Origin of the sequence: Streptosporangium pseudovulgare, assembly GCF_014648055.1 — a bacterium.
Classification (GTDB): Bacteria; Actinomycetota; Actinomycetes; order Streptosporangiales; family Streptosporangiaceae; genus Streptosporangium; species Streptosporangium pseudovulgare.
The window spans coordinates 122,680-136,413 of record NZ_BMQJ01000005.1; the positions used below are offsets into that span (position 1 = coordinate 122,680).

The 13,734-nt window shown below is 75.1% G+C and carries 14 protein-coding genes; 2 read left to right on the forward strand and 12 right to left on the reverse strand.

The genetic code is table 11. The features are described 5' to 3' along the window. Positions 1 to 168: 168 nt before the first annotated feature. Positions 169 to 1,680, forward strand: a complete 1,512-nt coding sequence (locus tag IEZ10_RS12370; RefSeq protein WP_189246646.1) for a DNA-3-methyladenine glycosylase 2 family protein — start codon at positions 169 to 171, stop codon at positions 1,678 to 1,680. Next, positions 1,677 to 2,189 (forward strand): methylated-DNA--[protein]-cysteine S-methyltransferase, encoded by a 513-nt coding sequence (locus tag IEZ10_RS12375; RefSeq protein WP_189246647.1) that lies wholly within the window; start codon positions 1,677 to 1,679, stop codon positions 2,187 to 2,189. Before IEZ10_RS12370 ends, IEZ10_RS12375 begins: the two co-directional genes overlap by 4 nt. A 118-nt stretch (positions 2,190 to 2,307) precedes the next feature. On the opposite strand, the gene IEZ10_RS12380 is transcribed toward IEZ10_RS12375, so the two are convergent. From IEZ10_RS12380 to IEZ10_RS12435, 12 genes are all read right to left on the reverse strand, one after another. Next, positions 2,308 to 3,234, reverse strand: coding sequence for a hypothetical protein (locus IEZ10_RS12380; protein WP_229811199.1), 927 nt, complete (start codon positions 3,232 to 3,234; stop codon positions 2,308 to 2,310). Further along, positions 3,231 to 3,908: a hypothetical protein gene (locus tag IEZ10_RS12385; protein WP_189246649.1), complete on the reverse strand. Its 678-nt coding sequence runs from the start codon at positions 3,906 to 3,908 to the stop codon at positions 3,231 to 3,233. The genes IEZ10_RS12380 and IEZ10_RS12385 overlap by 4 nt, the downstream gene beginning before the upstream one ends. 173 nt (positions 3,909 to 4,081) lie before the next feature. Next, positions 4,082 to 7,075 carry a BTAD domain-containing putative transcriptional regulator gene (locus IEZ10_RS12390; protein WP_189246650.1) on the reverse strand — a complete coding sequence of 998 codons (2,994 nt, stop codon included), beginning with the start codon at positions 7,073 to 7,075 and terminating at the stop codon, positions 4,082 to 4,084. 134 nt (positions 7,076 to 7,209) lie between these two features. Continuing rightward, positions 7,210 to 7,611 (reverse strand): pilus assembly protein TadG-related protein, encoded by a 402-nt coding sequence (locus tag IEZ10_RS12395; protein ID WP_189246651.1) that lies wholly within the window; start codon positions 7,609 to 7,611, stop codon positions 7,210 to 7,212. A gap of 116 nt (positions 7,612 to 7,727) precedes the next feature. Beyond that, on the reverse strand, positions 7,728 to 8,276 hold the full coding sequence (locus IEZ10_RS12400) for a TadE/TadG family type IV pilus assembly protein (RefSeq protein ID WP_229811200.1): 549 nt from the start codon (positions 8,274 to 8,276) through the stop codon (positions 7,728 to 7,730). Then, a complete protein-coding gene (locus IEZ10_RS12405; RefSeq protein WP_229811201.1) occupies positions 8,273 to 8,731 on the reverse strand; it encodes a TadE family protein in 459 nt (152 codons plus the stop codon). The genes IEZ10_RS12400 and IEZ10_RS12405 overlap by 4 nt, the downstream gene beginning before the upstream one ends. Before the next feature lie 106 nt (positions 8,732 to 8,837). After that, complete coding sequence (locus IEZ10_RS12410) at positions 8,838 to 9,101, reverse strand: hypothetical protein (RefSeq protein WP_229811202.1); 264 nt, start codon at positions 9,099 to 9,101, stop codon at positions 8,838 to 8,840. A gap of 2 nt (positions 9,102 to 9,103) precedes the next feature. Beyond that, positions 9,104 to 10,039, reverse strand: a complete 936-nt coding sequence (locus IEZ10_RS12415; RefSeq protein WP_189246652.1) for a type II secretion system F family protein — start codon at positions 10,037 to 10,039, stop codon at positions 9,104 to 9,106. Continuing rightward, positions 10,036 to 10,920: a type II secretion system F family protein gene (locus IEZ10_RS12420; protein ID WP_189246653.1), complete on the reverse strand. Its 885-nt coding sequence runs from the start codon at positions 10,918 to 10,920 to the stop codon at positions 10,036 to 10,038. Before IEZ10_RS12420 ends, IEZ10_RS12415 begins: the two co-directional genes overlap by 4 nt. Beyond that, entirely contained in the window at positions 10,917 to 12,218 is a 1,302-nt protein-coding gene (locus IEZ10_RS12425) for a TadA family conjugal transfer-associated ATPase (protein WP_179819507.1), read from the reverse strand. The genes IEZ10_RS12420 and IEZ10_RS12425 overlap by 4 nt, the downstream gene beginning before the upstream one ends. Beyond that, positions 12,215 to 12,970, reverse strand: a complete 756-nt coding sequence (locus IEZ10_RS12430; protein WP_189246654.1) for a CpaE/TadZ family protein — start codon at positions 12,968 to 12,970, stop codon at positions 12,215 to 12,217. Before IEZ10_RS12430 ends, IEZ10_RS12425 begins: the two co-directional genes overlap by 4 nt. Before the next feature lies 1 nt (position 12,971). Continuing rightward, the gene (locus tag IEZ10_RS12435; RefSeq protein WP_189246655.1) at positions 12,972 to 13,679 is read right to left on the reverse strand and encodes a CpaB family protein; all 708 of its coding nucleotides are present in this window, start codon (positions 13,677 to 13,679) and stop codon (positions 12,972 to 12,974) included. Between the last annotated feature and the right edge of the window lie 55 nt (positions 13,680 to 13,734).

The following is a 13,734-nucleotide window of genomic DNA, read 5'->3' on the forward strand; positions in this document are numbered from 1 at the left end:
GATCGGAGTCGGCGTCTCCTCCCGCTGAACCCGGCCCCGCCGATCCCGGCCCCGCCGGCCCCGGCTCCGGCCTGGTCCCGCCTCCTGGGCCCGCCTCCCGGGCCCGGTCCACGGTCGCGTCCGATTCCCGCCAGCCATCCCGTCTGCGCTGGGACTAGCGTTTCAGGTGTGTCCACGACAGAGCTCGACTTCGACTCCTGTTACCGAGCGGTGGCCGCCCGGGACGCCCGCTTCGACGGGCGCTTCTACACGGCGGTCACCACGACCCGCATCTACTGCCGCCCGGTCTGCCCGGCGCGCACCCCGACCTCGCGCAACGTCCGCTTCTACCGGCACGCGGCGTCCGCCGAGGCCGCCGGGTTCCGGCCCTGCAAGCGCTGCCGGCCGGAGCTCAGCCCCGGCGACCCCGGCTGGGACCACCGCGGCGACCTGGTGGGCCGGGCGCTCCGCCTGATCGACGAGGGGGCGGCCGACGACGGCGGGATCACCCGGCTGGCCGGGCGGCTGCACATCACCGAGCGGCACCTGCACCGGCTGTTCGCCGCCGAGCTCGGCGTGGGGCCGCTGGCCGTGGTCAGGACCAAGCGCCTGCTGCTGGCCAAGCAGCTCCTGACCGAGACCGGGCTGCCGATCAGCGACGTGGCCTTCGCCGCGGGCTTCGGCAGCGTCCGGCAGTTCAACGCGACCATGAAGGAGACCTACGGCTTCACCCCCGGCGAGCTGCGGGCCACCGCGGGCCGCGCCGCCTCCGGCAACGCGCTGACGCTCCGGCTGCACCGGCGCGAGCCGTACGAGGCCGGGGCGCTGATGCGGTTCCTGGCGGCGCGGGCGATCCCCGGGCTGGAACGGGCCGACGAGACCTCCTACAGCCGCGCGGTGCCCCAGGGGACGATCACCCTCACCCCGCTCCCCGACCACGTCCGGCTGGACGTCACCCTCGACGACACCCGCCATCTGGCCCGCGTCGTCGCCCGTGCCCGCCGCCTCCTCGACCTCGACGCCGATCCCGCGGCCATCTCCGGCGCCCTCGGCGCGACCGCCCTCGCCCCGCTGGTCGCCGCCCGGCCCGGGTTGCGCGTCCCCGGCGCCTGGGACGGCTTCGAGGCCGCCGTCCGCGCCGTGATCGGCCAGCAGATCTCCGTCGCGGGCGCCCGCACCATCCTGGGCCGCCTCACCGCGCGCGCCGGCCGTACGGCCGGCGGCGAGTTCGGCGGCGAGTTCGGCGGCGCGGGCGGTACGGCCGGCGCGGGCGGTACGGCCGGCGGCGGCGCGGGCGAGGCGAACGGCACCGGCGCGGGCGGCACCGACGGGGGTGGCCCGAACCTCCTGTTCCCCACCGCCGCCGACCTCGCCGAGGCCGACCTCGCCGGGCTCGGGCTGACCGGGCGGCGGGTGACCACGCTGCGTGCGCTCGCCGCGAAGGTCGCCGACGGCGAGATCGACCTGGACGGCGCGCAGGAACCGGCCGAGGCGGTGGCCCGGCTGCTGGAGGTGCCGGGGATCGGCCCGTGGACGGCCGGCTACATCGCGCTGCGTGCCCTGCGCGACCCGGACGCCTGGCCCCGCGGAGACCTCGGGCTGCGGCGCGCCATGGTGAGCCTGGGCATTCCCGAAGATCACATCGAGCGGTGGCGGCCCTGGCGGGCCTACGCCGCGCTGCACCTTTGGAGTTCAGAATGACCACTACGACGATCGAGGCGCAGGTCCTGCCCACCCCGGCCGGGCCGCTGTCGCTGCTCTCGCACGGGGGGACCCTCGTCGCGGCCGGCTTCACCGCCGACCCGGAGGAGATGTTCGCCAGGCTCTCACCCGCGATGCGGGCTCACGGCCTGACCAGGGTGGACGACCTGGGCCACGCGGCGCGGGCCGTACGCGACTATCTGGACGGCGACCTGACGGCCCTCGACACCGTCGAGGTGTCCCAGCCGGGGTCGCCCGGACGGCAGCGGCTGCTGACCGCGTTGCGGGAGGTCCCGGCCGGGACCACGGTCAGCTACGCCGAGCTCGCCGAGCGGGCGGGCATGCCGAGGACGGCCGCCCGGGCGGCCGGCGGGGCGTGCGCGGGGAACCTGATCGCGCCGTTCGTCCCGTGCCACCGCGTCCTGCCGTCCACCGGGGGCTTCGGCGGCTACTACTACGGCACCCCGGTCAAGCAGTGGCTGCTCACCCACGAGAAGGCCCTCGGCTGACCACCCGCACCACCCGCACCACCCGGACCGGCGGGGACGGGACTCGCCGGGACGCGGTACGGCCCGCCGCCCGTGCCCGTTCCGCGATCCCGGCCGGTCCGGCGACGTGCCCCGGCCCTCAGTCGGTCCCGGTGACGGTGCTCTGCACCTCGCCCACCTCGACGTCGCGGGTCGCGCCGACCTGGATGGGGTCGTAGGCGAAGGGCGCGACGCCGCCCTGCCCCTGGGCCGTCACCTCCCACACCGAGGTCACCGTCAGCTCGTAGACGCGACGCGGCTGGTCGACCGAGGCGTGGAGGTACTGGACGCCGCAGGTGAACTCCCCGCCCTTGGTGTACGGCTTGCCGGTCGGCCCGCAGTCCGTCATGACCTTGGCCCGGTCGTCGGTCGTCCCGGACTTGATCGTCATGTCGTGCAGGTTCGCGGTCACCGTGGCGCTCATGTAGCCCGGGATCGTGGCCGTCACCGACCTGGTGGTCTGGCCCGCGTCGTCGAGCCAGACCCAGGTCGGCAGGTTGACGTAGCTCTTGACGTCGGGGTTCAGCTTGATCTTCGGCTCGGGCACGGTCAGCGCGGCGCGGGCGATGTCGAGGAGCTCCTGCATGGTGATCCCGTTGGGCGGGGTCGTGTTCGGCGGCACCCAGATCTCGGGCTCCATGCCGCCGAAACAGGCGACTCCGGCGTCGGTGCCGTCGTGCGCGACGTGCCACCAGCGGCCCTCCTGGCCCTCCTTGTCCTTGTACTTGTCCAGGTAGGCGTCATCGGGGGTCTCCCCCCAGGTGCGTTCCGCGCTGTTCTGCCGGTCCGTGCGGAACTTCAGCTCGTCCTCGGCGTTGTTGCCCGGCTCGTACCAGCAGTGGCGCTTGACCTGGTATCCGTCGCTCTTGGCGCCCAGACCGGACCCGGACAGGCGGATCTGGGAGTTGTACAGCTCGATCCTGCTTGTGTTGCCGCTCTGGCTGGTCCGGACCCCGCCACCGCCGCCGTCCGGCTGCGGGCCGGGGGCGAGCAGGAGCAGGCCCGCGACGGTCACATTTATGATCATCGAAGACACCCCTTCGCGGGTTCGCCGGGCAGTTCCTCGTACTGGAGCAGCACGATCCGCCAGACGCCGTCGTCGCCGCGGCGCATCCCGGCGGTCTGCAGGAACGGGCCCCTGGTCCAGGACGGCTGCCGGCGGACCGCCTTCCCCGTGTCGGCGTCCAGGAGCCGCATGCCGGTCTCGTCGACGCACGCCTTGAAGGTCGCCCCGCGGCCGTCGACCGCGGCGACGTTCATCGCGTAGATCCGGGAGACGCCCCGCAGCGACGTGTGGTGCTCCAGGAACCGTCCCACCCATTCGCGGCCCTGCCAGACCCCTTCGTCCCGCATCGCGTTCAGGTAGGCGGCGTCGGCGCCCCGGGTGACGACCGCGCTGTACGACCCGGCGCGGTAGTCACGGAAGGCGTTGATCATCTCCGCGGTGCCGGGGTCGGACACCGCGGGCCACTCGACCACCACCCGCACCTCGGGGGAGATCACGATGGTCTCCTCCTTCGGCCCGGAGACGGCGCCGTCGGTGCGCCGGGGACCGTCCGTGCCCTCCGGGGCGGGGCTCCCCGCCGCGTTCCGCGACGCGCCCGGCGGGTCGGCCGGGAGATCGACGGGGGTGAACGGCCGGGCGGGCGGCGAGGAGCAGCCCACCGGCGCGGCCAGGGCCAGCGCGGCCAACGCTCGCATGACGGCCACGTTAGGAGCGCCCGCCGCACGGAACCACCGGTATGCACGAATCAGCATGGTTCCGCTCCTCCCTCCGTCCCCGGTCATCCCCGTCCTTCGTCCTTCCGCGTCTCCGGCTCTTCCCGGACGCCACCGCGCTCCCCGCCCGGCGGCGCCGTACCGCTTCCGCGCGGTCATGCCGACGGCGCCGAGCGCACCCGCCACGAGGGCAGAAGCTCGTCGATGAGCGCCTCGGTCTCCGGCGCCATCCCGCCCCCGCCGGGCCGGGCGGAGCGCCGGTGCAGGCCGTCCGCCACGGCCCGCAGCCTGGCGGAGTCGCCGGTGAGGTGGGTGGCCCTCAGCAGGTCGCGCCAGAGCCCCTCGTCGTCGGGGGCGAGCAGCAGCCCGGCCCGCGCCGCGCCGACGGCCCGGTCGGCCTCGCCGCGGGCCAGCCGTGCCTCACAGAGCCGGTGGGCGGCGTCGGCGACGGCGGCGGTCACGTCGTACTCCAGGTCGTCGGCGGCCAGCCAGGCGTACCGGCCGCGCGGGCGGTCGGCGAGCAGCGGGCCGCGCACCAGGCCCAGGGCCTTCTCCAGCAGTACGGCGCGCATGGTCGGGTCGGCCTGCGCCCGGCGGGCGAACGCGCGGAAGAGCGACCAGTCGGTCCGCACCTCCGGGCCCAGCCGGAGCCGGCCCGCGTCGTCGGTGTGGAGGTTGGGCCGGCCGGAACGGTCGGTGCCCAGCCAGTCGACGACCCGGGCGATGGTGGCGTCCCGGACCGCGGACTGCACGCCGCGCGGCCACAGGATGCCGCCCAGCACGACCGGGTGGACGCCGCCCGGGTGGGTCGCGAGGTAGACGACGAGCTCCACGGCCAGGGCGGCGCGGCCCTCCTCCATCGGCGGCGGGCCGAGCACCTCGGCCGGCCCGAGGATCCGCACCTCGACCGAGGGCGCCCCCGCGGCCGGCTGCGGTTCCGGCTCGTCGGGCAGCGGCTCGCCGTCGAGTCGTTCGGCCGTGCGGAACAGTTCCACCAGGGAGCGGTAGTGGCGGCGGGGCAGGAGCTGGGCGGTGACGTCGAAGCCGAGCGCGTCGACGAGCGCCCGGCCGTCCTCGGTGATCTCCCAGTTCCAGGTGGCGTGCGGCACCTCGCCCGCCACGACGTACCCGGCGGCCGTCCGGACGCCCTTCCTGGCCAGCAGCGCCAGGCGGCGGCCCTCCTCGGCGGTGGGGGCGACCGCGGACAGCACGTAGTGCGGAGGCCAGATCGGGTCGGCGGCGCGGCCGTGGATCCGGCCGGTGAGCACGTCGTCGCCGTGGCCGCGCTCGTTCGCGGTGGCCTCCAGCTCGGGCAGGACGTCCGCGAGGGCGCCCGCGCACCGGATCCGGTCGGGGGCGATCACGGCCAGTTCCTCCCCGAAGCCGACCAGCGTGACGCGCATCCGGTCGGACCAGCGGTTGGTGGCCAGCTCCACGGCGAGCGCGGCGAGCGCCGAAGTGGTCCGTTCCCCCTTCAGGCTGATCAGGCCGTGGGCCGCCTCCAGGTCCACGAGCACCCGGCCCTCGCCGTTGGAGCCGAGCGAGACCAGTCCCGGGTACGGCGCGGGCGCGTCGGCGAGGGACCGTTCGTCGATCATCCGGCCCTCCTGGGCGGGCAGCCGCCAGACCTGGCCCCCGTCGCAGGAGACCCAGGGGGCGGGGGCGTCCTCCTGCGGAGGGTGGATCCACAGGTCGAGGGTCTGCGCGGACAGGTACGCGGCGTAGACGGTCGGCGGGACGCGCCGCTGCTCGGCGAGCGACCTGCCGAGGAGCCGCAGCCCGAGGTCGAGCATCCGGCTGCCCGGCGCGTCGGCCCCGATCCGGAGCGCGACCTCGGCCTCGGCGGCGTCGTCGCGCGGCCGGACGACCCGGCGGCCGAACGCCCGCTCCCAGAGCTGCCGTCTGCGCCTGCCGCCGAGTGCGGCCAGCACCCCGGCCGCCAGCAGGGAGGCCCCGGCGAGGTAGTCGAGCAGCGGCGCCCCGGTCTCGGGCTCGGCGGCCCAGTCCGGGGGGACCGGCCGTTCCGTGGCGCTCCCCCGACCGGGGTCACCCGGCGCGTGCTCCCGCCCGCTGGCGTGCTCACCGGTCCGGGACGGCTCCGCGGTGCCGCGGCCGGTCTCGGCGGGCGCGGGCCGTTCCGCACGGCCGGAGTCGCCGGGCCGTTCCGTACGGCCTGGGTCGCCGGGCCGCGTGGTGACGGTCCCCTCGCCGGTCCGGCGGTCGCCGGAGCCGTCGCCGGGCAGGACCGAGGTGTCCTGGGGAGGGGAGACCTCCGCGTGCCTCCCGGTCCCCGCCTCCTCCCCCGCCGGGAGGTCCCGGGTGCCGGGCGTGACGTGCTGGGTGCGTCCGTCGAGCTCGGCGGGCTTGTACGGATGGTCCTTGAGGGTCTCGTCGCGCGACTGGTCGACCGGGACGATGTGCACGTTCCTCGCGTCGTCCGGCATGTCGAGCACCCAGCCGGGCCTGATCAGGTCGGCCATGTGCAGGCGGCTGCCGTCGGGCTGCTCCTTGTGCTGGTTGAGCCGGTAGACCTCCGGGTAACGGCGGCCGTCGCCCAGGCACTTCTCCGCGATCTCCCACAGGCTCTCGTGGTGGCGGCCGTGCGGCGGCTGCACCACGTACACCTTCTTGGCCTTCGCGACCGGCACCAGCGGCGCCCGCTGCTCCTCGGAGACCGGAGCCGACAGGGCCGACAGCGCGTCCGCGGCGGCCGCGGCGACCGGGGGACGGGGCGGCGGGCCGCTGGGCCGGGCGATCGGCACCACCACCGCCGACACGGTGAACAGCAGCAGCGCCGCCGAGACCAGCCGGTTGGCCAGCGCCTGGGTGCCGCCGGAGAACGGGACCTGGGCCGGCATGCCGACCCGGCGTATCCCGGCGTAGACCTCGACGATCACACAGACGGTCAGCTGCAGCCAGGCGAGCCAGACCAGCAGCACCAGGATCGCGATGATCGTGCTGGTGCCGACCTGGCTGGTCAGCACGTCCAGGTCGAGCAGTTCGGGAGGGAGGGGCGGCCCGGCCAGCCGCAGCAGGGCGTAGGGGACTCCGCCGACGAGCGCGACCAGCAGGACCAGCGCGCCGAGTCCGGCGAGCACGTCGCCCGGCGTGCGCCTGGGCCTGATGCGCACGGGCTGTCGCGGTGGCATGCCTCTCCCTCTCAGTTCCCCTCCTCGTCCAGGTTCGCCCCGTCCCGCCGGCCGGGCGGGCGGTACGCCCCGATCGGTATGGCCCGCCGGTCGCGGCGGGCCGGGGCGGTGCCCGGGTGGGGCGGGGCGGGCCATCAGGCGTCGTCCCCGGCGTCCGGGCCCGCGGTGGCCTCGGCCTTCATGTCGGAGCCCGGAAAACCGAGCGCGGCGAGGAAGACCGCCTTCCAGGCGACGGTGACCCCCACGGTGACCTCCGCCTGCCCGGCGCCGACGGAGCACCCGGCGATCCGGACGTCGCCGGTGGCGTGGGCGGAGACGATCTCCTCGGCCTCCGCGCAGACCTCGCCCTCGTCCATGAGCCGGACCTGACCGGTGGCGCGCAGCGTCTCCTCGTCGATCCGGTCGGCCGCGGCCCGGGCCGCCTGCTCGGCGATGTCGGCGGCCCGCAGCCGGGCGTTGATGGCGGCCCCGCCGTCCACCAGGAGCCCGGCGAGCAGGAAGACCGCCACGGAGAAGACCACCGTGAAGACCGACATCGACCCCCGCTCGCCCGCTCGCCGGACCGGTCCGGGATGCGTTGAACACCCGGGAGGCCACCGGTGACCGGGAGGCTCCGCGTGCCCGAGGTACGGCGCCCGCCGCCGCATGGCGTTCACCCGCCGTCCTCCTCCACCCTCCGGAACTCCTCCAGCGGGACCACCGAGTCGCCTTTGATCTCCTTGGCCGCGCCGAAGCCGAGGAAGCTCAGGTCGAGGGAGCAGGTGACCGCGGCCCGGACCCGGCCGCCCATCTCCCATTGGCTGCCCTCCAGGCTGACCTGCGGCTCGCACTGCCCCGACAGGGAGTCCTGCGCCGCCTGTTCCGCGGCGGACTCGGCGTCGGCGAACGAGCGCTCGACCGAGGCGGCCCTCGCCGCGTCCCTGGCCGCTCCGTTGACCTCGCCCTGGGCCTCGACCAGCCGCCCGGCGCCGACGAGCAGCAGCAGGAACAGCAGGAAGACCGGGGCCAGCAGGACCGTCTCGGCGGTCAGCGAGCCGCGCTCGCCGCGCCGGCCGTATCGGCCGTACCGAACCGTGGGTGTCCCGCCGCGCCGGCCGTGACGCGGACCGCCGAACCGCGGACCGCCGGCCGGGGAATCACCGGCCCGAGAGCCGCCGGCCCGGGGCGACGGCCGTCCGCCGAACCGCGCGAAGGCGCTCACGGGCATCCCTCGCTCCCGTCGTCGGGCCGGAAGCACTCGACGGGGCCGCCGAACCGCGCGGTGATGGTGAGCGTCCTTTCCGGCAGCAACGGGACCACCTGGACCGCGGTGGCGGTGATCTCGACGCCGCGCCGGCCGTCCTCGTCCCACGCCGTCACGGCGGCGCCCTCCAGGAGCTTCGGGCCGACCGCCCGGAGCACCTGTTCGGCCCGGGAGGTGGCGTCCGACTCCCAGGAGTCGGTGTCGATCCGGGCGAGGCGGGCCCCCTCCCGGGCGGCGGCGTCGGCGACCTGCCGCCCGTGGAACCACAGGGCGAACTGCACGACGAGCAGGATGATCGCCAGCACCACCGGCATGATCATCGCCAGCTCGACGGCGGCGGCCCCTCGCTCACGGCGGTGCCGTACGGCGCCCCTTACGGCGCCTCTTACGTCGGCCCGTACGGTGCCTCTCACGGCGGTCCGCTCCGGACCACGTCCCCCGGCGGCGGCCCGTGGGCGGCCGCGGCCCCTCCCGGCAGGCCGCCGGGCGTCGCTTCCGGTGACCGGCTTCCGGCTGCGCTCAGCCGTCACCGAAGCCACCGCCGGTCCCCTCCCCGCCGCCTCCTCCTCCGCCCCCGCCGAACTGGTTGGAAATCTCGGCCTGCTTGCCCTCGACGAGGGTCTTGATGAGGGTGGCCAGGCCGAGCGCGACCCCGGCGATGATCGCCGTGATGATGACCCACTCGACGGCCGAGGCGCCCCGGGTGGGGGCGTTGCGGGCCCGCTCGATCCTCGTGCTCAGGAACGCGGCCGTATAGACGATCCACGGATGGTTGCTCAGCATGGTCAGGACCCCAACATCTTCATAGCGGCCGGGTAACTCAGGAAGATCACGAAGCCCGCGCAGAGCAGGAGCTGGGCGACGAGCATCGACTGCGAGCGCTCGCCGGCCTGCCCCTCCACCTCGGCGAGCTCGCGGCGCCGCAGGGTCGCGGCGCGGGCGGTCAGGGACGTGCGGACCTTGGCGCCGTCGTCGGCGACCAGCCCGAGCGCGGCGGACAGGTCACGCAGCTCGTCGACGTTGATCTCGTCGCCGAGCTGCCCGAGCGCCTGCCAGGGGGTGATGCCGACGATCCGGGCGTTGCCCAGGGCCTCGCGGATGCGGGCCATCGCCCAGTTGGCGCCGTCGTCGTCGGCGTTCGGGCTGCCCACCGAGACCGCCATCATCAGCGACTCGGGCACGCCGCGCCCGCCCGCGAGGTTCATCGCGACCAGGTCGAGGAAGGCCCCGACGACGTGCCGGAAGTCACGGCGCATCCGGGCGGCGTCCCGCTTGGTCTGCAGATCGGGCAGCACGAAGAAGACCCCGGCGACCGCGAGCGCGGCCCACAGCGGCACGGTCAGCGAGACGCCCCACCCCATCAGCACCAGCCAGCCCACCAGCAGCGGGAACGCCAGCAGCCCGGAGGCGGCCAGCAGCGCCTTGGTGGCCAGGAACCCCTCGAACGACCTGCCGAGCAGCGCGAGGTCGGCCCGGGCCGAGCGGGCCTCCCAGCCGCGCGCCGCGTAGAAGCGCGCCAGCCGCTCCCCCAGGGAGCGCCGGAAGGCGCTGACCTCCTCGTCGGGCAGGACGAGCCGGGCGCGCGGCGCGTCGGTGCCCTCCCGGGCGGCGTCCAGCGCCAGCAGCCGCGTCACCAGGCCGGGCCGGGCCGGGAACAGCGCCCTGAGCAGCAGGAACAGGCCGAGCCCCAGCACGCCCCCGGCGAGTACGCCCTCGGTCATTCGTGCACCTCCCCCGTGGACGGCAGGCCCAGCAGCCGGGCCGGTTTGTCGAAGCGGGCCAGGCGGCGCATCCAGGCGAACCCGGCTCCGAAGAACCCGGCGACCACCACGAGCACGGCCTGGCCGAGGGTGCTGTCGTACTCCTCGACGTAGGAGGGGTTGAACACCACCAGGGCGACGGCGAAGGCGACGGCCGTGCCGACCACGATCTGCACGCTGCGCCGGGTGGAGCGGCGCTCGGCCTCGACCCGGCGGCGCATGTCGAGCTCCTCGCGGGCCGACACGGCCAGCGCGCCCAGCACGTCGCGCAGACCCGGGCCGCGCAGTTTGGAGTTGAGGATCAGCGCGGCCACCACCAGGTCGGCCGAGGGGTCGTCGAGCTCGTCGGCGAACAGCCGCAGCGCGTCGGGCAGCGGCATGCGGGTGTGCAGGCGGTCCACCAGGGAGCGCAGGTGCGGGCGGAGGGTGGGGGCCGCGGCCCGGATGGAGGAGGGGATGGCCTGCTCCAGTCCGGCGGCCCCGGCGATGGTGTCGCGCAGGGACTCGGTCCAGGCGGCCAGCCCCTCCAGCCGCCGCATCGCGGTGCGTTCCTCGGCCGCGCCGCCGTACAGGCCGCGCCAGCCCAGGGCGAGCAGGACGGCGCCCACCGCCATGACCGGCCAGCCGGTCACCACGAGTACGACCACCCCGGCGATCGCGCCGACCGCCGAGCGGGTGGACAGGGCGCGCAGGACCTCCTTGCGGCGGGGGCCGCGGCCGGGGACGGCCGGGCGGGGGCGCACGCCGTACAGGGCGAGGCCGAGCAGGAACAGGCCCGCGCCGACGGCCGCGCCGGCGAGCATCACCAGCGGGTCGAGCAGCCCGGGCGGGACGGCGGTCATGACCAGCCTCCCGGGTCGTAGCCGTGCCGGGCCAGCTCCTCGGCGCACGACAGGGGGGCGTGCGGCACGACCCTGCCGTCGGGCGCCTGGGCGAACACCTCCGACGACAGCACCCGGCCGTCCACGCCCGCCACCTCGCGCACGCTGGAGACGAACCGGCGGAGCCGGCCGCCCGCGGCGTACTCGTTGCGCTTCTCGATGAAGACGACGAAGTCGATCGCGCCCGCGATGAGCATGTGGGTGGCCTCGATCGGCAGCCGTTCGGTCGCCTGCAGGGCGTAGGTGGCGATGCGGTTGAAGACCTCCATCGAGGAGTTGGCGTGGATGGTGGACAGCGAGCCGTCGTTGCCCTGGGTCATCGCGTTGAGCATGGTGACGATCTCGTCGCCGAGGACCTCGCCGACGATCACCCGCGAGGGGTTCATGCGCAGGGAGCGGCGGACCAGCTCGGCCATGCTGATCTCGCCCTGGCCCTCGGAGTTGGGCAGCCTCTGCTCGAAGGCGACCACGTTGGGGTGCAGCTCGGGGAACTGGTCGAGGCCGAGCTCCAGGGCCCGCTCCACCGTGATCAGGCGCTCGGTGGCCGGAATCTCGTTGGCCAGCGCGCGCAGCAGGGTGGTCTTCCCGGCGTTGGTCGAGCCGGAGATCATGATGTTCTTCCGCGCGGCCACCGCGGCCGCCAGGAAGCGGCCCAGCTCCGGGGTGAGCGTGCCGTTGCCCACCAGGTCGCTGAGGAAGACCTTGCCCAGCCGGGCGCGGCGGATGGACACCGCCGGGCGGACCGTGACGTCCATGACCGCCGAGAGGCGGGAGCCGTCCGGCAGGCGCAGGTCGAGCTGGGGGTTGGCGGTGTCGAACGGCCTGCTGGACAGGCCGCTGTAGGCGGCGAGGATCTGGATCAGCTCGACCAGCTCGTCGTCGCTGTCGGCCACCGGTTCGGCCAGGCCCTCCCGGCCGTCGGCGTAGCCGACGAAGACGCGGTCGCAGCCGTTGATGTCGATGTTCTCGACCTCGGGGTCGTCCAGCAGCGGCTGCAGGCGGCCGACGCCGAACAGGGCCGCGTGGATGCCGGCGGCGAGCGCCTCCTCCTCCTCGGCCGTGGGCGGGGTACGGCCGACGCCGATCTCGCCGCGGGCGAACTCCTCCAGCACCTGGGCGATCAGCGCCCGGGCGAACTGGCGCTCGTCCTCGCCGGTCATCGGCGCCAGGCCGCTGGCCTGGTCGAGGCGTCGCTGGTGGGCCAGGCGGTCGCCGACCTCCTGCCGGAAGCGCTTCACCAGGGTGTGGTCGACGGTCATACGGCCGGCTCCGGGGCTCGGACGGTGGCGGCGACGCGGGCGGCGAGCTCGCGCGCCGTACGGATGATCAGAGAGCGGTCCAGCCGGCCGCCCCACTGGCCGCGCAGCAGCTCGGCGCCCTTGGGGTCGTGCGCGAGGCCGCTGACGAAGGCGACCTGGCGGCCGGTGGCGGTGACGATCCGGCGGACCTCCTCGATGGCCGTGCGGTACTGGCGGGGGTCGGCGATCACCACGACCGCGATCTGCGGGTCACGGGGCATGACGTGCAGGCGCTCACGGAGGTGGGCGACGTGGTCGAGGCTCGCCCGGGTGAACAGCAGCACCAGCTCCGCCTCGGCGACCAGCTCGGCCGTCTGCGGGTGCCCGCCGAGGCGGCCGCAGTCGGCCAGCACGTCGGCGCCGGGCACCGCGGCCAGTGCCCGGCCGAGCGGTCCCCACAGCCAGGTGAGCCCGGCGGCCTGCTCGCCGTGGGTCAGCCCGGCCAGCACGTCGAGGCCGCCGATGATCTTCTGGGTGTGCTCGTGGATCTGCTCGGGACGCAGGCCGCGGCGGGCCGTGGCGCCCAGGGTCAGCAGCCCCCGGGCGGGGTTGAGGACCCCGCCGTCGGCGGCCGGGAGGCGGTAGGCGAGGTCTCCCCCGGCCGGGTCGCACTCGGCGAGCAGCACCGGGTGCGGCCAGACGGCGCCGAGCGCGGTGGCCGCCGTGGTCACGCCCGGGGCGCCCTTGTCCGCGGCCAGCACGATGAGCGCCACCTCAGCGCGCTCCGGGCAGCTCGGCCAGCGCGATCTCGCCGCTGGAGGCGTAGGAGGCGACCGTCGGGGAGATGGAGCTGTCCACGATCACCGTGACCAGGCCGGACGACCTGCCCTGGGTCTGGCCGGACCCGCCGACCTGGTGGACCAGGGCGTTGGGGGCCAGCACCCGGCTGGCGGCGTTGCCGCCGCCGCCCCGGCTCGGGACGTATATCACCTGGACCCGGTCGCCCCGCTCCAGCGTCCCGGGCATCTGGCCGGGCTTGAGGGAGAGGCCGACCTGGGCCTTGCCGGGGCCCAGCTCCCTGCTGGCGGAGACGACCATGTCGCGGGTCAGGAGGGTGCCGGGCAAAAGGGTGACGCGGGCGAAGTTGCGGGCGACGAGGGCGCGGTCGGCCCAGGCGACGTAGCCGACGCCGGTGTCGGCGATCTGCGCCTCGCGCATCACGGCCTCGGTGAAGGGCTGGCCCGCGCCGACCTGCTGGGAGATCACGATCGCGGAGACCCGGTCTCCGCTGCGCATGACCAGGAGGGTCGTGGCGAGCGCGCCGCCCAGGATGAGCAGTACGGCGAGGGCCGCGAGGGCGGGTTTGCGCTCGCGCGGGGGCACGGGGAGCTTGCGCGACGCCGGGCCGGAAAGGGAACTCGCCGACCCCGGCCGCTCGGCGTTCAGCGGTACGCGGCTCGCCGGCTTCTCACTGGTCCTCATGGGCAGGGGGACTCCCAGAGTGATTAACGCGTTGGGACTACTGGTCGAATTTACG